The organism is Actinomadura kijaniata (genome assembly GCF_014138665.1).
In the GTDB taxonomy this organism is placed as follows: Bacteria; Actinomycetota; Actinomycetes; order Streptosporangiales; family Streptosporangiaceae; genus Spirillospora; species Spirillospora kijaniata.
This window is the reverse complement of record NZ_JACJIA010000016.1, coordinates 40,118-63,116: the sequence shown is the minus strand read 5'-3', so window position 1 is coordinate 63,116 and position 22,999 is coordinate 40,118. Positions and strand designations below refer to the sequence as shown.

21 protein-coding genes are annotated in these 22,999 nt (G+C 72.5%); 11 read left to right on the top strand and 10 right to left on the bottom strand.

Annotation, left to right across the window (positions count from 1 at the left end):
* Positions 1-178: 178 nt before the first annotated feature.
* Together HNR61_RS40375 and HNR61_RS40370 are read right to left on the bottom strand one after the other, a co-directional pair.
* Positions 179-565 (bottom strand): tautomerase family protein, encoded by a 387-nt coding sequence (locus tag HNR61_RS40375; protein ID WP_182848424.1) that lies wholly within the window; start codon positions 563-565, stop codon positions 179-181.
* Positions 562-1,032: a MarR family winged helix-turn-helix transcriptional regulator gene (locus HNR61_RS40370; protein WP_182848423.1), complete on the bottom strand. Its 471-nt coding sequence runs from the start codon at positions 1,030-1,032 to the stop codon at positions 562-564. The genes HNR61_RS40375 and HNR61_RS40370 overlap by 4 nt, the downstream gene beginning before the upstream one ends.
* A 61-nt stretch (positions 1,033-1,093) precedes the next feature.
* Between HNR61_RS40370 and HNR61_RS40365 the strand changes: the two genes are divergently transcribed.
* Positions 1,094-1,507, top strand: a complete 414-nt coding sequence (locus HNR61_RS40365) for a cupin domain-containing protein (RefSeq protein ID WP_182848422.1) — start codon at positions 1,094-1,096, stop codon at positions 1,505-1,507.
* A 42-nt stretch (positions 1,508-1,549) separates the two neighbouring features.
* Here the strand turns inward: HNR61_RS40365 and HNR61_RS40360 are convergent, their stop codons facing one another.
* Positions 1,550-2,194 (bottom strand): LuxR C-terminal-related transcriptional regulator, encoded by a 645-nt coding sequence (locus HNR61_RS40360; RefSeq protein WP_182848421.1) that lies wholly within the window; start codon positions 2,192-2,194, stop codon positions 1,550-1,552.
* Positions 2,167-3,495, bottom strand: a complete 1,329-nt coding sequence (locus tag HNR61_RS40355) for a sensor histidine kinase (protein ID WP_312898327.1) — start codon at positions 3,493-3,495, stop codon at positions 2,167-2,169. Before HNR61_RS40355 ends, HNR61_RS40360 begins: the two co-directional genes overlap by 28 nt.
* Before the next feature lie 135 nt (positions 3,496-3,630).
* Here HNR61_RS40355 and HNR61_RS40350 point away from each other — a divergent pair, with 135 nt between their 5' ends.
* Complete coding sequence (locus HNR61_RS40350) at positions 3,631-6,120, top strand: Tex family protein (protein ID WP_376770304.1); 2,490 nt, start codon at positions 3,631-3,633, stop codon at positions 6,118-6,120.
* 82 nt (positions 6,121-6,202) lie between these two features.
* Here the strand turns inward: HNR61_RS40350 and HNR61_RS40345 are convergent, their stop codons facing one another.
* Positions 6,203-7,291 carry a DMT family transporter gene (locus tag HNR61_RS40345; protein WP_246444833.1) on the bottom strand — a complete coding sequence of 363 codons (1,089 nt, stop codon included), beginning with the start codon at positions 7,289-7,291 and terminating at the stop codon, positions 6,203-6,205.
* A 299-nt stretch (positions 7,292-7,590) separates the two neighbouring features.
* On the opposite strand from HNR61_RS40345, the gene tig reads away from it, so the two are divergent.
* From tig to clpX, 4 genes are all read left to right on the top strand, one after another.
* Positions 7,591-9,111: a trigger factor gene (gene tig / locus HNR61_RS40340; protein WP_182848420.1), complete on the top strand. Its 1,521-nt coding sequence runs from the start codon at positions 7,591-7,593 to the stop codon at positions 9,109-9,111.
* A 233-nt stretch (positions 9,112-9,344) separates the two neighbouring features.
* Entirely contained in the window at positions 9,345-9,977 is a 633-nt protein-coding gene (locus HNR61_RS40335) for a ClpP family protease (RefSeq protein WP_067828953.1), read from the top strand.
* Between the two features lie 57 nt (positions 9,978-10,034).
* The gene (locus HNR61_RS40330) at positions 10,035-10,709 is read left to right on the top strand and encodes an ATP-dependent Clp protease proteolytic subunit (RefSeq protein ID WP_312898333.1); all 675 of its coding nucleotides are present in this window, start codon (positions 10,035-10,037) and stop codon (positions 10,707-10,709) included.
* A 217-nt stretch (positions 10,710-10,926) separates the two neighbouring features.
* Entirely contained in the window at positions 10,927-12,201 is a 1,275-nt protein-coding gene (gene clpX / locus HNR61_RS40325; protein WP_067828924.1) for an ATP-dependent Clp protease ATP-binding subunit ClpX, read from the top strand.
* 128 nt (positions 12,202-12,329) lie between these two features.
* On the opposite strand, the gene HNR61_RS40320 is transcribed toward clpX, so the two are convergent.
* The 3 genes from HNR61_RS40320 to HNR61_RS40310 all read right to left on the bottom strand — a co-directional run bounded on the left by HNR61_RS40320 (position 12,330) and on the right by HNR61_RS40310 (position 14,622).
* Positions 12,330-12,995: a response regulator transcription factor gene (locus tag HNR61_RS40320; RefSeq protein ID WP_067828925.1), complete on the bottom strand. Its 666-nt coding sequence runs from the start codon at positions 12,993-12,995 to the stop codon at positions 12,330-12,332.
* Entirely contained in the window at positions 12,958-13,764 is an 807-nt protein-coding gene (locus HNR61_RS40315; protein ID WP_182848419.1) for a sensor histidine kinase, read from the bottom strand. Before HNR61_RS40315 ends, HNR61_RS40320 begins: the two co-directional genes overlap by 38 nt.
* 93 nt (positions 13,765-13,857) lie before the next feature.
* Positions 13,858-14,622 (bottom strand): hypothetical protein, encoded by a 765-nt coding sequence (locus HNR61_RS40310; RefSeq protein ID WP_182848418.1) that lies wholly within the window; start codon positions 14,620-14,622, stop codon positions 13,858-13,860.
* A gap of 173 nt (positions 14,623-14,795) precedes the next feature.
* Here HNR61_RS40310 and HNR61_RS40305 point away from each other — a divergent pair, with 173 nt between their 5' ends.
* The gene (locus tag HNR61_RS40305) at positions 14,796-17,405 is read left to right on the top strand and encodes a valine--tRNA ligase (RefSeq protein WP_312898326.1); all 2,610 of its coding nucleotides are present in this window, start codon (positions 14,796-14,798) and stop codon (positions 17,403-17,405) included.
* A gap of 56 nt (positions 17,406-17,461) precedes the next feature.
* Here the strand turns inward: HNR61_RS40305 and HNR61_RS40300 are convergent, their stop codons facing one another.
* Positions 17,462-18,043: a sugar O-acetyltransferase gene (locus HNR61_RS40300; protein WP_182848416.1), complete on the bottom strand. Its 582-nt coding sequence runs from the start codon at positions 18,041-18,043 to the stop codon at positions 17,462-17,464.
* A gap of 112 nt (positions 18,044-18,155) precedes the next feature.
* On the opposite strand from HNR61_RS40300, the gene HNR61_RS40295 reads away from it, so the two are divergent.
* Together HNR61_RS40295 and HNR61_RS40290 are read left to right on the top strand one after the other, a co-directional pair.
* Complete coding sequence (locus tag HNR61_RS40295; protein WP_182848415.1) at positions 18,156-18,845, top strand: ComEA family DNA-binding protein; 690 nt, start codon at positions 18,156-18,158, stop codon at positions 18,843-18,845.
* 82 nt (positions 18,846-18,927) lie between these two features.
* Positions 18,928-19,785, top strand: a complete 858-nt coding sequence (locus tag HNR61_RS40290; protein ID WP_182848414.1) for a hypothetical protein — start codon at positions 18,928-18,930, stop codon at positions 19,783-19,785.
* On the opposite strand, the gene HNR61_RS40285 is transcribed toward HNR61_RS40290, so the two are convergent.
* Positions 19,745-20,995, bottom strand: a complete 1,251-nt coding sequence (locus tag HNR61_RS40285; protein ID WP_182848413.1) for a folylpolyglutamate synthase family protein — start codon at positions 20,993-20,995, stop codon at positions 19,745-19,747. The two genes, HNR61_RS40290 and HNR61_RS40285, sit on opposite strands and share 41 nt — an antisense overlap.
* Before the next feature lie 177 nt (positions 20,996-21,172).
* Between HNR61_RS40285 and HNR61_RS40280 the strand changes: the two genes are divergently transcribed.
* Both HNR61_RS40280 and HNR61_RS40275 read left to right on the top strand, forming a co-directional pair.
* Entirely contained in the window at positions 21,173-22,552 is a 1,380-nt protein-coding gene (locus tag HNR61_RS40280) for a bifunctional folylpolyglutamate synthase/dihydrofolate synthase (protein WP_182848500.1), read from the top strand.
* On the top strand, positions 22,549-22,908 hold the full coding sequence (locus HNR61_RS40275; protein WP_182848412.1) for a DUF4233 domain-containing protein: 360 nt from the start codon (positions 22,549-22,551) through the stop codon (positions 22,906-22,908). The genes HNR61_RS40280 and HNR61_RS40275 overlap by 4 nt, the downstream gene beginning before the upstream one ends.
* The last annotated feature ends 91 nt before the right edge of the window (positions 22,909-22,999 follow it).

Sequence of the window (22,999 nt, the reverse complement as noted above, 5' to 3'; positions counted from 1 at the left end):
CAGTTCGCGCCCCCGAACCAACAGGAATCTCGGCCCAATTCTTAGGAAAGTTTCCTAAGAATTGCGGCGATCGTAACCGGACGGGCACGGCGCATCAAGGGTCTCGGGACGGCGGATGCGGCGCGCGGAACTGGTCCGTTCCCTGGCCTGGACCGGTATGGCGCGGGCCAGGGAAAATTCACAGCTCCACGGGGTAGGGCAGCGTCAGCTCGTCGGCCGGGACGCCCCGGATGCCCCAGTTGACCGGCGGCATCTCCACGATCGTCAGCTCCAGGTCGTCGGCGTCCAGGCCGAGCGCCGGGCACAGCCGCCGGTAGACCTCCCCGATCAGCGCCCGCTTGGCGTCCTCGCTCCGCCCGGTGAAGCACAGCACCTCGACGATCAGGTACCGCTCACCGCGCCGCGGGCAGATCCAGTCCCGCTCGTCCAGCAGCAGGAACCGGTGGAACCGCTTGTCCTCGGGCAGCCGCCACGCCTCCCGGAGGCAGGCGTGCAGCAGGTCCGACACCTCCCGCTGCCGCCCGTCCCACGCGTCGCGCCGTCCGTAGATCTTGATCTGTGTCATGAGGAGCCACCGAACCATCCCGGGAGGTCCAGCCGCCAGGGGTTCTCGGGGGTGACCTCGCGCAGGGTGGACTCCAGGGCGCGCAGCCGTTCCGCGCCCAGCTCCTCCGCCCAGCGGTCCCGGATCTCGTCGAAGATCCGCGCGGACCGGGCCAGCGCGTCCACCCCGTGCCCGGTGAGCCGGACGACCTTGCGGCGGGCGTCGGCCGGGTCGGCGGCGCGCTCGACGTAGCCGAGCCGCTCCAGGGTCTCCACGAGCTTGCCCGCGGCCTGCTTGGACACCCCGAGCCGCCGCCCCAGCTCCACGGCGGTGGTGCCGGGCCCGATCGCCTGGAACACGAACCCGTACAGCGGTTTCATCCCCGGATGCCCCTGCTCGGCCAGCCGCGCGTACGTCTCGTCGATGATCGTGCGGAACGCCAGCAGCAGCCGCAGCGGCAGCTCGAATCCGGGAACGTCACTTGACATGAAAGACAACCTCGTTGACTATATAGACAACCACGTTGACCAATCGTAGCGAGGACCGCCCATGCCCGTCATCCACCACGCCGACGCCCGCCGCACCGAGACCCCGAACGGCGTCATGACCACCTTCGCCTCACCCGCCCAGGGCGGCACCGGCATCGTGCTGTGCCGCTCGGCCCTGCACCCCGACGCCGAGGGCCCGCTCCACGTCGCCGACGCCGAGCAGATCTGGACCGTCGTGGCCGGCGGCGGCGACGTCGAGGTGGACGGCGACCGCCGGCCGATCGCCGAGGGCGACACCGTCGTGCTGCGCGCCGGCCGCCCGCGCCGGTTCCTGGCGGGCCCCGGCGGGCTGACCGCCGTCGTCGCGGGCCCCGCCGGGACCAAGGTCGCGGTCGTCGACCGCTCCACGCTCTCCGACGCCTGCGACCTGGCCCCCAGGGAGGGCGAACGCCTCACCCCGCCCTGGTTCCTCTGATGGGCCGCCCGGCGGCGGCGCGCGGGCCCGCGCCGCCGCCCGTCAGGCCCCCAGGTAGGCCAGGACGGCCAGCACCCGCCGGTTGTCGTCCTCCGAGGGCGGCAACCCCAGCTTCGTGAAGATGTTGTTGGTGTGCTTGCTGATCGCCTTCTCGGTGATGAAGAGCTGGGCGGCGATGGCGGCGTTGGAACGGCCCTCCGCCATCAGCCCCAGCACCTCCCGCTCCCGGGGGGTCAGCATCTGCAGCGGCTCCTCGCGCGCCCGCCGGGTCAGCAGCTGCGCCACCACGTCGGGGTCCAGCGCCGTCCCGCCCGCGGCCACCCGCCGCACCGCGTCCACGAACTGGCTCACGTCCGACACCCGGTCCTTCAGCAGGTAGCCGATCCCGCCCGAGGAGTCCGACAGCAGCTCGCGCGCGTACAACTGCTCGACGTGCTGCGACAGCACCAGGATCGGCAGCCCCGGGATCTCCCGGCGCGCCTCCAGCGCCGCCCGCAGCCCCTCGTCGGTGAACGTCGGCGGCAGCCGCACGTCCACCACCGCCACGTCCGGCCGCTGGTTCACCAGCGCGCGCACCAGCGACGGACCGTTGTCCACCGCCTCGACCACCTCGAAGCCGAACGCCTCCAGCAGGCGGATCAACCCGTCCCGCAGCAGGGCTAGATCTTCGGCGATGACGACGCGCACGGCAGCTCCATGGTCACGATGGTGGGCCCGCCCGGAGGGCTGGTGACCGCCATCGTCCCATCGAAGGCGGCCAGCCGCCGTTCGATACCGCGCATTCCGGACCCGGCCGCCGGGTCCGCGCCGCCGGTCCCGTCATCCCCGACGATCATCAGCAGGCGGCCCCGGTCGTGCTCGATCTGGATCCAGGCGCGCCGGGCGTCGCTGTGCTTGACCACGTTGGCCAGCATCTCGGCGACCGCGAAGTAGGCCGCCGTCTCCACCGGGGCCTCCGCCCGCCCCGGAAGGTCGATCCGCACGTCCACCGGCAGCGGCAACGACAGCGCCAGCGCCCGCACCGCCCCGTCCAGGCCCCGTTCGGCCAGCACCGGCGGGTGGATGCCGCGCACCAGGTAGCGCAGCTCGGTGAGCGCCTGCCCGCTGGCCGAACGCGCCTCGGCCAGCAGCGTGGCGGCCGTCTCCGGGTCGTGCTTCATGAGCTCCTCGGCCAGCCCGATGTTCATGCTGAGCGCCACCAGCCGGGCCTGCGCGCCGTCGTGCAGGTCGCGCTCGATGCGGCGCAGCTCGGCGGCCGAGGCGTCCACGGTCTGCGCCCGGGTCTCGGTCAGCTCGCGGACCCGCTCGGCCAGCGCCCCGCGCGTGGGGGCCAGCAGCGAACGGTTGACCAGCGCGTGCGCCCGGACCAGCGCCGGCCCGTACCGCAGCCCCGCCACCGCCATCACCGGCCCCAGCACCAGGCAGCCGGCGATCCCGGCCAGGCCCCAGTCGTCCAGCGGCCAGAACGGCCCCCACCCGTAGAAGATGACCTGTCCCAGCCACGGCGCGACCAGCACGCCCTCCACCCCGTACACCACCAGCATGGCGGGCAGCAGCCCCAGCAGCAGGCCGACCGGGATGTTCACCAGCAGCCACAGCAGGTCCCGCCAGGTCGCCGGGTCGCGCAGCAGCCAGCCCAGCCGCCGCAGCGGGTTGGAGGTGACGGGCTCGGGACGGTAGGGGAGCGGCACCGACACGCCCGACCACTCGGCGGCCCACGCGCGCTGCTGGTTCGCCAGCATCCGCACCGCCAGCAGGACCGCCGGCGCCAGGATCATCCCGACGCCTATCGGGATCAACGCCAGCGACACGATCGACAGCACCAGCAGCGGGATGCCCGCGGCCAGGGCCAGCACCGCCTGTATCAATCCCCGCAGCGACGCTAGCGTCCCGAGCCTGACCAGCTCCGTCCCGCCGTCGTCCCCCGCGCCCCGTCCGTTCGCCGCGCCCCGTCCGTTCGCCACGGCCGCCTCCACCGGTTCGTTCACATCCCCGATTGTGGTCGATCCGGACGTTCCGAACAGGGGAGCCAGCACCACCATCCGGACCGGACGGCGCGACAAGCGCCGCCGCATCCTGGACAATGCACGGGCGACATCCAGGGGAGAAAGCGAATCGAACTCGTGACAGCGACCATCCACCACACCGCCGGCGACCAGGGCGCGGACGGCCCCGCGCCGATCACCCAGCGGATCGCCGAGGAACTCGGCGTCCGCGAGGGCCAGGTCCGCGTCGCGGTGGACCTGCTCGACGGCGGCGCGACCGTCCCGTTCATCGCCCGCTACCGCAAGGAGGCCACCGGCGCGCTCGACGACACGCAGCTGCGCAACCTGGAGGAGCGCCTGCGCTACCTGCGGGAACTGGACGAGCGCCGGAGCGCGATCCTGGAGTCGGTCGAGTCCCAGGGCAAGCTGACCGACGAGCTGCGCGGGCAGATCATGGCGGCCGACTCCAAGGCCCGCCTGGAGGACATCTACCTGCCCTACAAGCCCAAGCGGCGCACCAAGGCGCAGATCGCCCGCGAGGCCGGCCTCGAACCCCTCGCCGACCTGCTGCTGAACGACCCGTCGCACGACCCGCGGCAGGCCGCCGCCGGGTACGTGGACGCCGACCGGGGCGTGGCCGACGAGACCGCCGCGCTGGAGGGCGCCCGCGCGATCCTGGTGGAACGGTTCGCCGAGGACGCCGACCTGATCGGCGCGCTGCGCGAGCAGATGTGGGAACGCGGCCGCGTGGTCTCCCGGGTCCGCGAGGGCAAGCAGGAGGCGGGCGCGAAGTTCGCCGACTACTTCGAGTTCGCCGAGCCGTTCGCCAAGCTGCCCTCGCACCGCATCCTGGCGCTGTTCCGGGGCGAGAAGGAGGAGGTCCTCGACCTCGACCTGTCGCCGGAGCCGGACGACGAGGCCGCCGAGCCGGGCACCCGCAGCGCCTACGAGGCCGAGATCGCCCGCCGCTTCGGCATCACCGACCAGGGGCGGCCCGCCGACCGGTGGCTGAACGACGCCGTCCGCTGGGCCTGGCGCACCCGCATCCTCGTCCACCTGGGCATCGACCTGCGCACCCGGCTGCGCACCGAGGCCGAGGACGAGGCCGTCCGGGTGTTCGCCGCCAACCTGCGCGACCTGCTGCTGGCCGCGCCCGCCGGGACCCGCGCCACCATGGGCCTGGACCCGGGCCTGCGCACCGGCGTGAAGGTCGCGGTCGTGGACGGCACCGGCAAGGTCGTCGCCACCGACACGATCTACCCGCACGAGCCGCGCCGCCGCTGGGACGAGTCGATCGCGACCCTGGCCCGGCTGGCCGGGGCGCATAACGTCGACCTCGTCGCGATCGGCAACGGCACCGCCTCCCGCGAGACCGACAAGCTCGCCGCCGACCTGATCGCCCGCCACCCCGAGCTGAAGCTCACCAAGGTCATGGTCAGCGAGGCGGGCGCGTCGGTCTACTCCGCCTCCGCCTACGCGGCCCGCGAGCTGCCCGGCCTGGACGTGTCGCTGCGCGGCGCGGTCTCCATCGCCCGCCGCCTCCAGGACCCGCTGGCCGAGCTCGTCAAGATCGACCCCAAGTCCATCGGCGTCGGCCAGTACCAGCACGACATCTCCGAGGTGAAGCTGTCGCGCTCGCTGGACGCCGTGGTCGAGGACTGCGTGAACGGCGTCGGCGTGGACGTCAACACCGCCTCGGTCCCGCTGCTGACCCGCGTGTCGGGCATCAGCGAGGGCCTGGCCGAGAACATCGTGGGGCACCGCGACGCCAACGGCCCGTTCCGGAACCGCGCCGGGCTGCGGGAGGTGCCGCGCCTCGGCCCGAAGGCGTTCGAGCAGTGCGCGGGCTTCCTGCGCATCCCCGGCGGCGACGACCCGCTCGACGCCTCCAGCGTCCACCCCGAGTCCTACCCGGTGGTGCACCGCATCCTGGAGGCCGCCGGGACCGACATCAAGGGCCTGATCGGCAACTCCGCGGCGCTGCGCTCGCTGCGGCCCGACCGGTTCGTCGACGACACCTTCGGCCTGCCGACCGTCACCGACATCCTCGCCGAGCTGGAGAAGCCGGGCCGCGACCCGCGCCCGGCGTTCCGGACGGCGGCGTTCAAGGACGGCGTGGACACCCTCGCCGACCTGGAGCCGGGGATGCTGCTGGAGGGCGTGGTCACGAACGTGGCGGCGTTCGGCGCGTTCGTGGACGTCGGCGTCCACCAGGACGGCCTGGTCCACATCTCCGCGATGTCGGACAAGTTCGTGTCCGATCCGCGCGACGTCGTCAAGCCCGGCGACATCGTGCGCGTGAAGGTCCTGGACGTGGACCTGCCGCGCAAGCGCATCTCCCTGACCCTGCGCCTGAACGACGAGCCCGAGCGCAAGGGCGGCGACGACCGCCAGCAGCGCGGCGGCCAGGGCGAGGGACAGGGCGGACGCGGCCAGGGCGGACGCGGCGGCCAGGGCCGGCGGGGCCAGGGCGGACGCGGTCAGGGCAACCGGGGCCAGGACAACCGCGGTCAGGACAACCGGGGCCGGGGCGGCGACGCCCCGGCGGGCAACAGCGCCATGGCCGACGCCCTGCGCCGCGCGGGCCTGGACAAGGGCCTGCCGCGCCAGCAGGACCGCCGCCGCTGACCCGTCCCGCGACGGACCCGGACGCGGGCCCTCCCCCTCGGGAGGGCCCGCGTCCGGGTCCGGGGACGCCCCGCGGGTCCGCTCAGCCGCGGATGTCGCGCGGACGCGCGGGAGGGGAACCCTCGCCCGGCGGCCACGGGCCGGGCTGCGGCGGACGCGGCCGGGGCAGCGGCGGGACGTCGAACGGCGTCGGCGCCGACACCGGCCCGTACGGGGCGGGCGGAGCGCCGGAGGCGCCGGGGGCGTCCGCGCGCGGCCCGCCGAACGGGTCCTGCGCGGGCGGGACCTCCTCCACCGGCGGCGTCGCGGGGGCCTTCACCGGGCGGTGCCGGGGGAACTGGAGCACCGCCACCGCGGCCAGCGCCAGCGCGCCCGCCCGCAGCGCCCCGTGCTCCAGGTCCGACGGCCACGGCTCGCCGTACAGGAACGTCCCCATCAGCAGCAGGTAGGTCTTGGCGCTGACCGTCATCACCGCGGCCACGATCGTCACCCGGCAGCGCTGGAACGCCGCCACCATGATCCCGAAGCCGAGCGCCGCCGCGAGCACCGTCACGTACGGGTACGGCGTGGCCGCGATGCCCGTCCCGTCCGCCGACGAGCCGCTCCACCCCTTGATCGCAAGCTCGGCCGTGCCCACCGGGAACCCCGAGGCCAGCCCGTAGGCGATCCCGGTGACCGGCCGGGCGTGCCGCCCGTCGGGCCGGTGGTCCCCGAACACCATGATCAGCAGCGGTACGAGCACGGCCGGCAGCACCACCACCGCCAGCTTCCACGCCGGCGCGTCCGCCGCCCGCGCCGCCGGCGGGTTGCCGGTGGAGGCCACCAGCAGCAGGATCGCCGCGCCGATCAGCACCAGGCTGAGCCACTCGCGCGGGGTGAGCCGATCACCGAAGAACACCATGGCGATCAGCAGCAGCGGTACCACGCCCGACATGAAGATCGGTACCGCGACGCCCAGGGACAGCTCCCGCAGCGCCAGGATCTGGAGGCTGAGCCCGCCCAGCACCAGCGCCAGGGCCACCAGGAACACCCAGCTGGTCAGGATCGTCCATGTCATGTGCAGGATGCGGTTGCCGCGCAGCGGTTCCATCCGGTCCGCCGCCAGCTTGAACACGGCGAACCCGAGGTAGTACAGCGCGGTAGCACCGAATGCGGCGACTATCCCGTTCATCCCGGAAGAGTATGGATGTAACGCGTGCGTCATGTCACACCCCCGGCCGTTTCCGGCGTTCTCGTGACTCCCCTGTAACGCGTCCGGACGGCCCGTAACGGCCCGGCCGCCGCGATCGGGCCGTATTCTCGTGTTCCGGTGTCCGCAGCGACCGCTCGGACCCCATAGACTTGGCGCGCAGAGGCGCGGAGCCGGTTGTTCGGCGTGCCCGCGCCACCTACGAGCCTGAGGACCGGCTGGCTGAGATACGCGTCGAACGCCGCGGCCGAGACAGCGCCTGATCAAGGAGACCTACCCCAGTGAAGACCGATGTCGAGGAGCTGACCCCGACCCGGGTCAAGCTCACCGTCGAGGTTCCGTTCGACGAGCTCAAGCCGAACCTCGACAAGGCGTACAAGGAGATCTCGCAGCAGGTGCGGATCAAGGGCTTCCGTCCCGGCAAGGTGCCCGCGCCGCTGATCGACAAGTACGTCGGCCGGGGTGCGGTGCTCCAGGAGGCCGTCAACGACGCCCTGCCCGAGCTCTACGGCCGCGCCGTCGAGGAGACCGAGATCTTCGTGCTCGGCCAGCCCGAGGTCGAGGTCACCGAGCTGCAGGACGGTGACAAGTTCGCGTTCACCGCCGAGGTGGACATCCGGCCCAAGTTCGAGGTGCCCGAGTACGACGGCCTGGAGGTCGTCGTGGACACCGCCGAGGTCACCGACGAGCAGGTCGAGGAGACCCTGGGCAACCTGCGCGAGCGCTTCGCCTCGCTGACCACCGTCGAGCGCGAGGCCCAGGACGGCGACTTCGCCACCATCGACCTGGCCGCCAGGATCGACGGTGAGGAGATCGCGGACGCGACCACCACCGGCTACTCCTACGAGGTCGGCTCCAAGTCCTCCATCGAGGGCCTGGACGACGCCCTGGTCGGCATGAAGGCCGGCGAGAGCAAGACCTTCACCAGCAAGCTGGCCGGCGGCGAGCACGCGGGCGAGGACGCCGAGATCACCGTCACCGTCCAGTCCGTCAAGGTCAAGGACCTGCCCGCGGCCGACGACGAGTTCGCCCAGATGGCCTCGGAGTTCGACACCGTCGACGAGCTGCGCGAGGACGTCCGCACGCGGCTGGGCCGCCAGGTCAGGCTCCAGCAGCTGTCGGACGCCCGGGACAAGGCCCTGGAGGCCCTCCTGGAGAAGGTCGACATCCCGCTGCCGGAGAAGGTCGTCGAGGAGGAGATCTCCCGCCGCAACCAGCAGCTGGAGCAGCAGCTGGCGATGGCCGGGATGACCAAGGAGCAGTACCTCGCCGACGAGGAGAAGGACGAGGAGGCCTTCGAGCAGGAGGTCGCCGACGCCGCCCGCCTCGCGGTCAAGGGCGGCTTCGTCCTCGACCAGCTCGCCGTCCAGGAGGAGCTGGGCGTCGAGAACGAGGAGCTCAGCGAGTACGTGGTCACCCAGGCCATGCAGATGGGCGTCGCCCCGCAGCAGCTCGCCCAGTACCTCACCGAGAACAACCAGCTCCCGGCCATCGTGTCGGAGGTGCTGCGGAACAAGGCCCTCAACCTGATCGTCGAGCACGTCACGATCAAGGACGAGGCCGGCAACGAGATCGACGCCGAGGCCGTCCGCCGCGAGCTGAACGGTGAGACGGGCGAGACCGTCGAGGCCGCCGCCGAGGACGCCGTCGAGGAGGCGCAGGAGATCGCCGACGCCGCCGCCGACGCCGCCGACGCGGACGAGGCCGACGCGAAGGCCGCCCAGGAGGCCAACGCGCAGGCCGACGCCGCCGCCGACGCCGAGGACAAGGCCGAGGGCGTCGAGGGCAAGAAGGACGCCTGAGCCGGTTCCCGTGCATGCGGGACAAAACAGGGACGTTCGTGGTGGCCGAAGCCACGCGCGCGTAAAGAACACCCCGTACCGGGACCCGGTACGGGGTGTTCCCGTTTCCGGAATCTTGATGCTCGGATACGCCCCCAGCGAAAAGCCGCCCCCGCGGGCTTAAGCGGGCGGCCCAGCGCGTTAATGTCCAATCATCCGTACCGATTAAAGGACCGGAGGAACACCCGGTGAGCATGCCTCCGACTTTCAGCGAGTCGTCGCAGGTCCACGCGCGGGTCGCCGAGGCGCCCCTGCTGCCCGTGGCCGAGCAGCTCTTCCAGCGACTGCTGCGGCAGCGGATCGTCGTCCTCGGCCAGCAGGTCGACGACGACATCGCCAACCGCATCTGCGCCGAGCTGCTGCTGCTGTCCGCCGAGGACGGCCGGCGCGACATCACGCTCTACATCAACTCGCCCGGTGGCTCGGTCACCGCCGGCATGGCGATCTACGACGTCATGCAGTACGTGCCCAACGACATCGTGACGGTCGGCATGGGCCTGGCCGCCTCGATGGGCCAGTTCCTGCTGTGCGCGGGCACCGAGGGCAAGCGGTACGCCCTGCCGCACGCCCGGATCATGATGCACCAGCCGTCCGGCGGCATCGGCGGCACGGCCTCCGACATCAAGATCCAGGCCGAGCAGATGCTGTACGTGAAGAAGACGCTCGCCGAGCGGATCGCCTTCCACACCGGCCAGACGGTCGACCAGATCGAGAGGGACTCCGACCGGGACCGCTGGTTCACCGCCGCCGAGGCCAAGGACTACGGCTTCGTCGACCACGTGGTGGAGAGCGCCAACCAGGTGCCCTCCGAGGGCCCCGTCTCCTGACGACCTGAGACTCATCATTCGGAGGCACAGCAAGTGAGCGACCTGTTCCGGCCCCAGATCCAGACGGGCGTCCCCGGACACGGCACCGGCTTCGGCCCGGGCCCGGCGCCGGTGGACAACCGCTACATCATCCCCTCCTTCGTCGAGCGCACCACGTACGGCGTCAAGGAGATGAACCCGTACAACAAGCTCTTCGAAGAGCGGATCATCTTCCTCGGCGTGCAGATCGACGACGCGTCGGCCAACGACGTGATGGCCCAGCTCATCACGTTGGAGTCGATCGACCCCGACCGCGACATCAGCATCTACATCAACTCGCCCGGCGGTTCGTTCACCGCCATGACGGCGATCTACGACACGATGCAGTTCGTCAAGCCCGACATCCAGACCGTCTGCATCGGCCAGGCCGCCTCGGCCGCCGCCGTGCTGCTGGCGGCCGGGACGCCGGGCAAGCGCGCCGCCCTGCCCAACTCGCGGATCCTGATCCACCAGCCCGCGACCGAGGGCACCTACGGGCAGTCCTCCGACATCGAGATCCAGGCCCGCGAGATCATGCGGATCCGCGAGCTCCTGGAGGACATCCTGGCCAAGCACAGCGGCAAGGCCATCGAGGAAGTGCGCCACGACATCGAGCGTGACAAGATCCTGACGGCGGACGAGGCCAAGACCTACGGCCTCATCGACGACGTCTTCGTGAGCAGGAAGCGTCAAGCCGAGGTAGTGTCGTCCTGAGGCGACGGCCTCGGTGACGCATCCAGACGCGGAAGCCCCCCCGCCCGGTCGCCACACTTCCGGGCGAGGGGCTTACCAACTCCCTCGGAGGCGGTAACGTCGAGTCCGACACGTTTTCTCCGCGCGAGCGGAGGTGGTCCGACGGAGCCTTCGGGACGTAACCGAGCCGCACCGCGACCCTTTGAGGCGAGCGGCCCCACGAAAAGGAGACAGTTGGGTGGCACGCATCGGCGACGGTGGTGACCTGCTCAAGTGCTCGTTCTGCGGGAAGAGCCAGAAGCAGGTCAAGAAGCTCATCGCGGGACCGGGCGTGTACATCTGCGACGAGTGCATCGATCTCTGCAACGAGATCATCGAGGAGGAGCTCTCCGAGACCTCCGACCTCAAGTGGGACAGCCTGCCCAAGCCGCGGGAGATCTACGAGTTCCTGGACTCCTACGTCATCGGGCAGGAGACGGCGAAGAAGGCCCTTTCGGTCGCCGTCTACAACCACTACAAGCGCATCCAGTCCAGTGACACCGGGCGGGAGGACGCGGTCGAGCTGACCAAGTCCAACATCCTGCTGCTGGGCCCCACCGGATCAGGGAAGACGCTGCTCGCGCAGACGCTCGCGAAACTCCTCAACGTCCCGTTCGCGATCGCGGACGCCACGGCGCTGACGGAGGCCGGATACGTTGGCGAGGATGTCGAGAACATCCTCCTGAAGCTGATCCAGGCGGCCGACTACGACGTCAAGAAGGCCGAGACCGGGATCATCTACATCGACGAGGTCGACAAGATCGCTCGCAAGAGCGAGAACCCGTCGATCACGCGGGACGTCTCGGGCGAGGGCGTCCAGCAGGCCCTGCTGAAGATCCTGGAGGGGACCACCGCGAGCGTGCCGCCGCAGGGCGGGCGCAAGCACCCCCACCAGGAGTTCATCCAGATCGACACCACCAACGTGCTGTTCATCTGCGGTGGCGCGTTCGCGGGCCTGGAGAAGATCGTCGAGTCCCGGGTGGGCAAGCAGGGGATGGGCTTCGGCGCGGTGATCCGCTCCAAGACCGACTTCGACGAGTCCGCCAACGTGCTGGCCGACGTGATGCCCGAGGACCTGCTGAAGTTCGGCATGATCCCCGAGTTCATCGGCCGCCTTCCCGTGATCACCAGCGTGCACAACCTGGACCGCGAGGCTCTGATCAACATCCTCACGGAGCCGAAGAACGCGCTGGTCAAGCAGTACCACCGGCTGTTCGAGCTGGACGGGGTGGACCTGGAGTTCACCGACGACGCCCTGGAGGCGATCGCGGACCAGGCCATCCTGCGTGGCACCGGCGCCCGCGGACTGCGCGCGATCATGGAGGAGGTCCTGCTCTCGGTGATGTACGAGGTGCCGTCGCGGCAGGACGTCGCCCGCGTGGTGATCACCCGGGAGGCGGTGCTGGAGCACGTCAACCCGACGCTGGTCCCGCGCGAGCGGACCAAGCGGGAGCCCCGGGAGAAGAGCGCCTAGCGCCTGAGCTTTCATGCCGGAGCCCCGGCGGCCCTTCGGGCCGTGGGGGCTTTCGGTTCTTCGGGGCGGGGGCCGTGCTCGCCTGGAGCCCGCCCGCCCCCTCTCTCGTGCGCCGCCGGGTTCGTGGGTCAGGTCGCGGTCTTCGACTCGCCCAGGCCCGCCTCCCTGGCCAGGACTATGGCCTGGGCCCGGTCGGCCACGTGGAGCTTCATGAAGATGTTGGAGACGTGGTTGCGGACCGTCTTCTGGCTCAGGAACAGGGCGGCGGCGATCTCGCTGTTGCTGCGGCCCTGGGCGATCAGCTCCAGGACCTCGCGTTCCCGCTCGGTGAGCTGGGGGAACGCCGCCTGGCGCGGGTCGGGCATGTCGGTGAAGTAGGTCAGCACGCGGCGGGCGATCTCGGGGCCGTAGATCGCCTCGCCCGCCGCCACGGCGCGGACGGCCCGCGCGATCTCCTCGGCGCCCGACTCCTTGAGCAGGTAGCCGCGCGCCCCGGCGCGCATGGCCGCGAACACCGAGTCGTCGTCGCGGAACATCGTCAGCACCAGCACGCCGATCCGGGGGCTGGCGCGGGTGAGGGTGCGGGTGGCCTCGATGCCGTTGCCGCCGGGCATGTGCAGGTCCATCACGACCACGTCGGGCTGGAGCTCGGCGGCCATCCGGACGGCGTCGGGGCCGCACTCGGCCTCGCCGACCACCTCGATCCCGCCGAGCGCGTGGAGCAGCCCCTTCAGCCCCTCCCGGAAGACCGGGTGGTCATCGGTGATCAGGACCCGGATGCCGTCTTTTTCCATTGACCCGCCCGTTCTCGCCGTTGGAAGGCCGATGGTAGCCCGGCGCGGACGCCGGGAGGCGCGCCGAGACGACGACGCCGCCCCCCGGCCGTGAGGCGATCATGAAGTCGCCGCCGACCTCGGCGGCCCACTCGCGCATCGCGGGCAGGCCCCGGCCCGTCCGGCGCGTCTCGGGCAGCCCGACGCCGGAGTCGGCGACCGTCAGGCGCAGGTCCCCGTCGCGGCTCAGCAGGATGGACGCGGCGCGGGCGCGCGAGTGCCGCCGGATGTTGGCGACCGCCTCGGCGGCGATCCGGTAGGCCGCGACCTCCACGGCGGCGGGCAGGTTCTCGGGAGGGCCGTCGAAGCGCACGTCGACGCGTTCGCAGCAGTCGTTCGCCAGCGCCTCGATCGCCCCGACCAGGCCCAGGTCGTCCAGGGCGGGCGGGCGCAGGCCGTGCGCCATCTCGCGGATCTCCCCGACGGCGACGGCGAGCCGGTCGCGCAGGTCGGTCAGAACGGGATCGAGGCGCTGTGGGTCGTCGGCCAGGGTGAGCCGGGCGGCGTCCAGGGAGTGCGCCAGCCCGGCGAGCGTGGGGCCGAGACCGTCGTGCAGGTCGTGCCGGAGGCGGCGGCGTTCCTCCTCGCGGGCGGCCAGGATGCGTTCCCGGGACCGCTGCAGGTGGGCGGTGCGCCGCACCAGCGGCCCGAAGCCGGTCAGCCGGGCCACCGCCGCCCCGGCGGCGAACGCGCCCGCCAGCCCGGCGGCGCGCGTCAGTCCCGCTCGCATCCCGGCTCCCTCCCCACCCGTCTCCGTGGATCTCCAGGATGGCGGGTGGGGCGACCCGAGGTCAGGTGACCGGTGTCCCGGCCCGGGCGGGAACTACTTCTCCCGCTCGATCTCGGAGCGGAACAGGCGCATGGTGACCGCGGCGCTCGTGGTCGACTCGCTGGTCGTGGTCGGCACGATCACGCCGAACGTGCTGGAGGTCGCCCACGCGCACTGCACCAGCGAGACCGCGCCGCTGCTGACCCGGCCGCAGGCCGCCTCGCCGCCGTGCGTCCCGGGGGCGACGTCGATCACCAGGCTGCCGCCGCGGCTGCCGGCCTCCTTGAACCCCTTGATGAACGACTCGGGGTCGCCGATGTCGCCGGTGCCGCCGACGAACACCACGCCGGCGGGCAGCACGGTCGAGCTGGTGCCGCCGGAATTCTTCTTGTAGAACGCGGTGACGAAGTCGTCGATCTTGCCCTTGGCGGCCGACCGCATCTGCGACTGGATCCCGCTCATCTGGCTGCTCATGCGGGACTCCATGGCGGAGTCGCGGGTGTGGCCGAGGACCGTCGTCGGTGGGCTGATCGTGTACTCCTTGCCGCCGCTCAGCGCGACGAACGCGACCACGACCACCACCAGCAGCACCAGCGCGCCCGCGCCCAGGCCGATGACCAGCCCGGCGCTGGACCTGCGGTGCGGCGGGGGACCGAAGGGCCCGGGGGCTCCGGGCGGGCCGTAGGGGCCGGGCGGCGGCGGGCCGTAGGGACCACCCGGTCCGGGCGGTCCGGGCGGGCCGGGCGGGGGGCCGTAACCCCCGGGGCCCGGGGGCATGCCCCCGCCGGGCGGGGGAGGCGGAGAGTTCCAGCCGCTCATGTCAACTCCTCGTTCGGCCCGGCGGGCTCACGGAGGCGAGGCCGGAGGGGACAGCCGGGACGGTCGTTTATTCGCTGCTATGAACTGTGCCGTATCGGGGCACAGTACGCATGCACGTTATCCGCACCGGTCCCGCACCTCCTACCGGCCCGCGCCCCGTACAATTCGGGTCCGTGACAACGCCCAGCAATGAGCGCGGCACGGTTGCCGCCGAAGTCGATCTGCCCACCCAGTACCAACCCGCGGACGTGGAGGGCCGACTTTACGAACGCTGGGTATCGGAGGGCCTGTTCGCCGCCGACGCCGAGCGTGACCCGAGCCGTCCGGCCTACTCCATCGTCATCCCGCCCCCGAACGTCACCGGCTCCCTGCACATGGGCCACGCCCTGGACCACTCCATCCAGGACGCGCTGATCCGGCGCCGCCGCATGCAGGGCCACGAGACGGTGTGGGTGCCCGGCATGGACCACGCCGGCATCGCCACCCAGAACGTCGTGGAGCGCGAGCTGGCCAAGGAGGGCCTGTCCCGCCACGACCTGGGCCGCGAGGCGTTCGTCGAGCGCGTCTGGAAGTGGAAGGGCGAGTCCGGCGGGCGCATCCTCGGCCAGATGCGGCGGCTGGGCGACAGCGTGGACTGGGCGCGCGAGGCGTTCACCATGGACGAGCGGCGCGCCCGCGCCGTCCGGACGATCTTCAAGCGACTGTTCGACGACGGCCTGATCTACCGCGCCGAGCGCATCATCAACTGGTGCCCGCGCTGCCTGACCGCGCTGTCCGACATCGAGGTCGAGCACTCCGAGCGGGAGGGCGAGCTCGTCTCGATCCGCTACAGCGACGAGATCGTGGTCGCCACGACGCGCGCGGAGACGATGCTCGGCGACACCGCCGTGGCCGTCCACCCCGAGGACGAGCGGTACCGGCACCTGGTCGGCACCGAGGTCGAGCTGCCGCTGACCGGCCGCCGGATCCCGATCGTGGCCGACGAGCACGTGGACCCGGCGTTCGGCACCGGCTGCGTCAAGGTCACCCCGGCGCACGACCCCAACGACTTCGAGATCGGCCGCCGCCACGACCTGCCGTCGGTCACGGTGATGGACGAGCGCGGCGTGATCACCGCGCACGGGCCGTTCCAGGGACTGGACCGGTTCGAGGCCCGGCCCGCCGTGGTCGCCGCGCTGCGCGAGCAGGGCCGGATCGTCAAGGAGGTCCGCCCCTACGAGCACGCGGTCGGCCACTGCCAGCGCTGCTCCACCGTCGTCGAGCCGCGCGTGTCGCTCCAGTGGTTCGTCAAGGTCGCCCCGCTGGCCAAGGCCGCCGGGGACGCCGTCCGCGACGGCCGCGTCGAGATCCACCCGCCGGAGATGGCCCCGCGCTACTTCGAGTGGGTCGACAACATGCACGACTGGTGCATCAGCCGCCAGCTGTGGTGGGGCCACCGCATCCCCGTCTGGTACGGGCCGGACGGCGAGACCGTCTGCCCCGGCCCGGACGAGGAGCCCCCGGCCGGGTGGACGCAGGACAGCGACGTGCTCGACACGTGGTTCTCCTCGGCGCTGTGGCCGTTCTCCACCCTCGGCTGGCCCGACGACACGCCCGACCTGCGGCGCTTCTACCCGACCTCGGCGCTGGTCACCGGCTACGACATCCTGTTCTTCTGGGTCGCCCGGATGATGATGTTCGGGCTGTACGCGATGGACGGGGCCGAGCCGTTCAAGCAGATCGTGCTGCACGGCATGGTCCGCGACCAGCACGGCAAGAAGATGTCCAAGTCGTTCGGCAACGTCGTCGACCCGCTGGACTGGATCGACCGCTACGGCGCCGACGCCACCCGCTTCACGCTGCTGCGCGGCGCCAACCCCGGCGGCGACGTGCCGGTCGCCGAGGAGTGGGCGCAGGGCTCGCGGAACTTCTGCAACAAGCTGTTCAACGCCGCCCGCTTCGCCCTGCTGAACGGCGCGCACGTGAACGGCGACCTGCCCGACGAGGTCACCACCGTGGACGCCTGGATCCTGTCCCGGCTCCAGCAGGTGACCGCCGAGGTGGACGCGCTCCTGGAGGGCTTCGAGTTCGCCAAGGCGTGCGAGGCGCTGTACCACTTCGCCTGGGACGAGGTCTGCGACTGGTACGTCGAGCTGTCCAAGGTCCAGCTGAACGACGAGCGCGCCGAGGCCACCCGCCGCGTGCTGGGCGAGGTGCTGGACAAGCTGCTGCGGCTGCTGCACCCGGTGATCCCGTTCGTCACCGAGGAGCTGTGGACGACGCTGACCGGCCGGGACACGATCGTCACCGCCGCGTGGCCGGCCGCCGACCCGCAGTGGGAGGACAAGGAGTCCGAGGCGCTGATCGAGTCGTTGCAGCGGCTGGTCACCGAGGTCCGCCGGTTCCGCGCCGACCAGGGCCTGAAGGCCGGGCAGAAGGTCGCCGCCGTCCTGGAGTGGGGCGACTCGCCGCTGGCCGCCCACGAGGAGGGCGTGCGCTCCCTGCTGCGCCTGACCGCGCCGGAGGAGGGCTTCAGCGCCACCGCCTCCCTGCCGGTCGAGGGCGCGGTCGTCCGCCTGGACACCGCCGGGGCCATCGACGTGGCCGCCGAGCGCAAGCGGCTGGAGAAGGACCTGGCCGCCGCGCGCAAGGAGGTCGAGCAGATGGGCCGGAAGCTGTCCAACGAGGCGTTCATGGCCAAGGCCCCCGAGGCGGTGGTGGAGAAGAACCGCGCCCGCCTGGCCCAGGCCGAGGCCGACATCGCACGCATCCAGGGCCAGCTCGCGGCGCTGCCGTCCGCCTGACCCGCGGTTTCGGAGGGGCGGGTCCGGACGGCCGGGCCCGCCCCTTCCGCGTCCCGTCAGATCTCGCGGACGGGCCGGGCGGGGTTGCCGACGGCGACGACGTTGGCGGGGACGTCCCTGGTGACGACCGCGCCCGCGCCGATGACGGAGTCGCCGCCGATCGTCACGCCGGGGCACACGATCGCGCCGCCGCCGAGCCAGACGTTGTCGCCGATGGTGATGGGGAGCGCGGCCTCCAGCTTGTCCCGCCTCGGCCCCGGCTCCACGGGGTGGGTGGGGGTGAGCAGCTGGACGTTGGGGCCGATCTGGCAGTCCTCCCCGATGGTGATCCGCGCGACGTCCAGCGCGGTCAGGTGGTAGTTGACGAAGGTGCGGGCCCCGATGGAGATGTTGGTGCCGTAGTCGACGTACAGCGGCGGCCGCACCTCGACGCCCTCGCCGACCGAGCCGAGCAGCTCGGCCAGGATCGCCCCGGCGGCGCCGGCGTCCTCGGAGTAGAGGGCCTGGTAGCGGGCGGCCAGGCGCATCGCGTGCCGCTGCCGCCGGTCGATCTCCGGGTCGTCGGCGATGTAGAGGTCGCCCGCGAGCATCCGTTCGAGATTGGTGCGCGGATCGTCGGCGAAGTGGTCCGTGGGCATGCCCGCGAGCGTACGCCCCGCCGCCCCGGGGAACGCGCGCGTGATCCCGTTCGTCCCTGTTAGGCAGGTTCGTACACTGGGATTCGGCGGTCACGGAGACTGAGGGGTGCGCATGTCGGAGCAGCCACACGAGCAGCCGGGACAGCCCCAGCCGCACGAGCACGCGCAGCCCCGGATCCCGCTCCCGCCCCAGCAGCAGCCGGTCATCAACGTCCACATCCAGCCGCCCGCGCCGCCGGGCCCGCCGCCCCCGCCGCCCGCCCCGCAGCCGGTCGCGGTCCCGGCGAACAACGACGGCAACTGGCACATCGCGCATCTGGTGATCACGATCCTCACCTGCGGCGTGTGGGCGCCGGTCTGGATCGTCCACGCGATCGTCATGGCGTCCCGCAAGCCCGTGGTGCTGCCGCCGCCCCAGCCGTGGAACCCGAACGCCCGGCCGCTGCCGCCCGAGCACACCAACCAGATGGCCGTCCAGGAGGTGGCCGCCCGCGCCCGCCGCCGCGCCGAGGCCCGCCATCTCGCCCACCAGAACCCGCTGATGGCGCGCGAGCTGTCCATCGGCCGCACCGACATGCCCGCCGACCGCCGCCCCTACGACGACGGCGGCCTGATCGACGTGAACATGGTCCCGGCCAACGAGTTCACCCGCTTCGGCATCGACCCCGAGACCGCCCGGCGCATCGTCGAGATCCGCGAGCAGGCGGGCGGGTTCTCCTCGGCCGAGGACCTGGCCACCGTCGCCGACCTGCCGCCCAGGCTGCTCCCCGAGCTGATCGAGTACGGCCTGTATCTGCGCTGAACCGTGCGCTGAACACTCCCGGTTCGGGCTACCATCCGGTGTTCAGCGAGGTTTGGGACGTATGTGACGCGCGGGGAGTTCGATGGCCGATTCGTCGCCTCAGGTCCAGGAACCGGAGGACCTGAGCGTTCCGCGGGCCGTCCCCCGGGTGGGGGAGGAGATCCCGGGCCCGTCCTACGGCGGGGCGCCGCCGTGGTGGCTCCAGCAGGACGAGGACTCCGCGGCCCCCTCCCGGGTGTCCGGCCCGATGCCGACGGTCGTGGACCTCGCTCCCGAGCCCCCGCCCGCCGCCGGGCAGCCGCCGCCGCACCCCGGGCCCGCGCCGCGGGCCGTGGTGGACGCGGTCCTGGCACCCGCCGTTGCACCCGCCGCCGCGCCCGCCGGACGGCGGGGCAGATCGAAGATCGTCGTCGGGCTGGCGGCCGGCGCGGTGCTGGCCCTGGCGGTGGCGGCGGGCGGCTACGCGGCCCTGACCCGGTTCTCCGGGCCGCCGGAGTACGAGATCGTCACACCCGCGAGCGTCGCCGGGATGCGCAAGGACACCCGCGAGCCCGCCGCCGGCGCCGCCTACCCGTTCGTCTCGGCGGGCGTCGAGAACGGCGCGGTCGCGGGGCCCCGGGCCGTCGCCCTCTACCTCGACGGCGCCCGGAACGTCCTGTTCATGGGCGGAACGGGCGCGGTCGGCGACCCGGCCGCGTTCCTGCGCCGCGCCCGGCCCAGCACCACGATCAGGACCGGGCCGGTCGCACCGGCCAGGAACGGCGGGCAGGCGGCCTGCGGGACGTTCGCGGTGCTCGCCGACGTGCACGCCTACTGCGCGTGGGCCACCGAGACCTCCTACGGGGTCGTCGCCTCCAACACGCCGTCCGCGCTGGCGCGGCCCACCGAGCTGCGCGACCTCATGCGCCGTCTGCGCCCGGAGGTGGAGCGGCCTCGCTGACGCCGTCGAACAGGCGCTCGGTGTCGGCCCCGACCAGATCCAGCACCAGGCCGACGAAGTAGACGGTGCCGAGCGCGACCACGTGCCGTCCCAGCCCGGCCAGCAGGCCGGCGGTGAGGTCGGCGGCGTCGAGGACCCGCCAGTGCGGCGGCAGCGGACGCGTGAAGCGCAGGTGGTCGTAGGGCAGCCGGACGTAGGTCACCGGCAGCGCGCCGAGGCGTTCGACCGCGCCCGCCAGGTCCTTGTGGTCGGGGAGGCAGACCAGGACGTGGTCGATCTCCCCCCACCGCTCCCGCGCCGCGTCCAGCGCGGCCCCGACCCCGGTCCGGTCGATCGCGGAGTCGGCGAGGACCTCGGTCGCGGCGCCGGGGACGCGGTGCCACGACAGCCGCCCGGGCAGCGAGACCGTCCCCAGCACGGCCCGCAGCCGCCGCGGGCGCGGGCGCGGCAGCCCCGCGGCGTCCAGCAGCCGCAGCGCCGCGGCGACCCCGACCTCGGCGCCCACCGCGCCCAGGCCCGCCGGAAGCAGCCCGGCCGGAACCGCCCCTCCCTCGGCGTACTCCACCGGCACGTCCCCGACCGTCCGCTCCACGGCCGCGCGGATCTCCGGCGGCTGCGGCGCGGAGACCACCGCGCGCGTCCCCGGGACGGCGACGGCGGCCTTCTCGGCGGCGATCGCGGCGGGGGAGTCGCCGAGCACCCCCAGGTGCTCGCCGAAGACCGGCGTGACCGCCACGACGGTGGGGGCGAACAGGCTCACCTCGTCGGAGCGCCCGCCCATCCCCGCCTCCAGCACCAGCGCCCCGGCCCCGACGTCGCGCGCGTGCAGCACCCCGGCCAGCAGGAACAGCCCCGACGGCGACAGGTAGCCGGCGCGGCGCGGCGGGAGCCCGGCCACGGCCCGCGCCAGGCGCTCGGCGAGCGGCCCCAGGTCGGCGACGGCCCGCCCGTCCACCCGGACGCGGTCCCGGTCGCCGCGCAGGCCGGGGCTGGTGACCGTGCAGACCCGCAGGCCCGCGGCGACCAGGCAGGCCGAGGCGTAGGTGGCCGCCGTCCCCTTGCCCTTGGACCCGACGACCGTCAGCAGCGGGACGCCGGCCTCGCGCGACAGCCCGAGCGCCGCCGCGAGCGCCCGCGCCCGCCCCACGTCGCGCCTCTCCCCGGGGGCCCGGTCCCGCCACTCGCGGAAGAACACCTCGTCGGAAGCCACCCCTCCATGATCCCAGCGGGGTGGGCCGGGGCTCGGGACGGGGCCGAGTAGGCTTCGATGGTCCAGTGACATCCGGTCCGCGCGGCGCGCGGACCGGGGGAGACGCCAGCCGGGAAGAAGCAGAGCAACGTGAGTCAGTCAGAGCCGACCGACTATCGGGGCACGATCGCCGAGATCATGGGGCGCGGCGTCGAGTGGGAGATCGATCCCACCCTCGACCGCGTGCGCGACCTGGTGGAACTGCTGGGCGAGCCGCAGCGGGCCTATCCGGTCATCCATGTGGCGGGCACCAACGGCAAGTCCAGCACCGCCCGGCTGATCGAGTCGCTGCTGCGCGAGCGCGGCCTGCGCACCGGCCTGTACACCAGCCCCGAGCTGACCACCCTGCGCGAGCGCGTCGCGGTCGACGGCGAGCCGGTGACCGAGGAGCGGTTCGTCGAGATCTGGGAGGACGTGCGCCCCTACGCCGAGCTGATCGACGCCAAGAACGCCGACTCCGGCCTCGGGCGGCTGTCGTTCTTCGAGGTGCTGACGGCGATGGCGTTCGCGGCGTTCGCCGACGCGCCGGTGGACGTGGCGGTCGTCGAGGTCGGCATGGGCGGGACCTGGGACGCCACCAACGTCGCCGACGGCCAGGTGGCCGTGGTCACCCCGATCGGCCTGGACCACACCCGCTACCTCGGCGACACCGTCGAGGAGATCGCGGGGGAGAAGGCCGGGATCATCAAGCCCGGCGCGGTGGCGGTGCTGGCGCAGCAGCCGGTCGCGGCGGCCGAGGTGCTGCTGCGGCGGGTCGCCGAGACCGGCGCGGCCGTGGCGCGCGAGGGCATCGAGTTCGGCGTGCTGCACCGCGACCTGGCCGTGGGCGGCCAGCAGATCGGCCTGCGGGGGCTGCGCGGCTCCTACGAGGAGATCTTCCTGCCGCTGTTCGGGGAGCACCAGGCGGGCAACGCGGCGGTCGCGCTGGCGGCCGTGGAGGCGTTCGCGGGCGGCGGCGCGACCCCGGCGGCCGGGCTGGAGGCGGCCACCCGGATCGCCCCCGGCCAGGAGTTCACCGGGGGCGGCGAGGGGCAGCTGGACCCGGCGCTGGTGCGCAGCGGGTTCGCCAAGGCGGCGTCGCCGGGCCGCCTGGAGGTCGTCCGCACCGGCCCGACGGTGCTGCTGGACGCCGCGCACAACCCCGCCGGGACGGCCGCGAGCGTGCAGACGATCACCGAGTCGTTCGCGTTCAGCCGGCTGGTCGGCGTGTTCGCGGCGGCGGCCGACAAGGACGTGGAGGGCGTGCTGGAGCAGCTGGAGCCGGTGCTGGCCGCGATCGTGGTCACCCGCAACTCCTCGCCCCGCTCGCTGCCGCCCGACGAGCTGTACGACATCGCCGAAGGGATCTTCGGCGCCGACCGGGTGCACCGGGCCGACCGCCTGGACGACGCCATCGACCGGGCGATCGGCCTGGCCGAGGAGACCGGTGAGTACCAGGGCGCGGGCGTGCTGGTCACCGGCTCGGTGGTCACCGTCGGCGACGCCCGGGTCCTGCTGCGTGTGGAGGAGAACAAGTGAGCCGGGCGGGAGAACGGGGCGGCGCGGGGGCGAACCCGGTGCGCCGGCTGCTGGCGACCGTGCTGACCTGCGAGGCGGTCGTGATCGCGCTGGCGATCCCGGTGGCGGTCGCGGTGCAGAAGGTGGACGGCGCGCTCGCCGGGGCGGTGTGCGGCGGGCTGGCGGTGGTCTGCCTGCTGGCGGCCGGGCTGCTGCGTTTCCCGTGGGGCGTCACGGTGGGCACGGTCCTCCAGGTCGCGATTTTCGCGACGGGGCTCATGGTGCCGACCATGTTCTTCCTCGGCGTCCTTTTCGGGGCGCTTTGGGGAACGGCGATTTGGATGGGTCGCAAGGCGGAGAACGCGCAGGCGCGCTAAATTCGCGGGGACGGCACCGCCATTTCATCCGCCGGTCTTCACTATTCGCCTTTAATGCGCGAAACAGACATTCGGGAAATGTCGGCGGGTG

Excerpts from the sequence above, each read along its gene's own strand:
- HNR61_RS40375 (WP_182848424.1), bottom strand. The coding sequence starts at position 565 with ATGACACAGATCAAGATCTACGGACGGCGCGACGCGTGGGACGGGCGG.
- HNR61_RS40370 (WP_182848423.1), bottom strand. The coding sequence starts at position 1,032 with ATGTCAAGTGACGTTCCCGGATTCGAGCTGCCGCTGCGGCTGCTGCTG.
- HNR61_RS40365 (WP_182848422.1), top strand. The coding sequence starts at position 1,094 with ATGCCCGTCATCCACCACGCCGACGCCCGCCGCACCGAGACCCCGAAC.
- HNR61_RS40345 (WP_246444833.1), bottom strand. The coding sequence starts at position 7,291 with ATGAACGGGATAGTCGCCGCATTCGGTGCTACCGCGCTGTACTACCTC.
- HNR61_RS40335 (WP_067828953.1), top strand. The coding sequence starts at position 9,345 with ATGCCTCCGACTTTCAGCGAGTCGTCGCAGGTCCACGCGCGGGTCGCC.
- HNR61_RS40320 (WP_067828925.1), bottom strand. The coding sequence starts at position 12,995 with ATGGAAAAAGACGGCATCCGGGTCCTGATCACCGATGACCACCCGGTC.
- HNR61_RS40315 (WP_182848419.1), bottom strand. The coding sequence starts at position 13,764 with ATGCGAGCGGGACTGACGCGCGCCGCCGGGCTGGCGGGCGCGTTCGCC.
- HNR61_RS40310 (WP_182848418.1), bottom strand. The coding sequence starts at position 14,622 with ATGAGCGGCTGGAACTCTCCGCCTCCCCCGCCCGGCGGGGGCATGCCC.
- HNR61_RS40300 (WP_182848416.1), bottom strand. The coding sequence starts at position 18,043 with ATGCCCACGGACCACTTCGCCGACGATCCGCGCACCAATCTCGAACGG.
- HNR61_RS40295 (WP_182848415.1), top strand. The coding sequence starts at position 18,156 with ATGTCGGAGCAGCCACACGAGCAGCCGGGACAGCCCCAGCCGCACGAG.
- HNR61_RS40290 (WP_182848414.1), top strand. The coding sequence starts at position 18,928 with ATGGCCGATTCGTCGCCTCAGGTCCAGGAACCGGAGGACCTGAGCGTT.
- HNR61_RS40280 (WP_182848500.1), top strand. The coding sequence starts at position 21,173 with ATGGGGCGCGGCGTCGAGTGGGAGATCGATCCCACCCTCGACCGCGTG.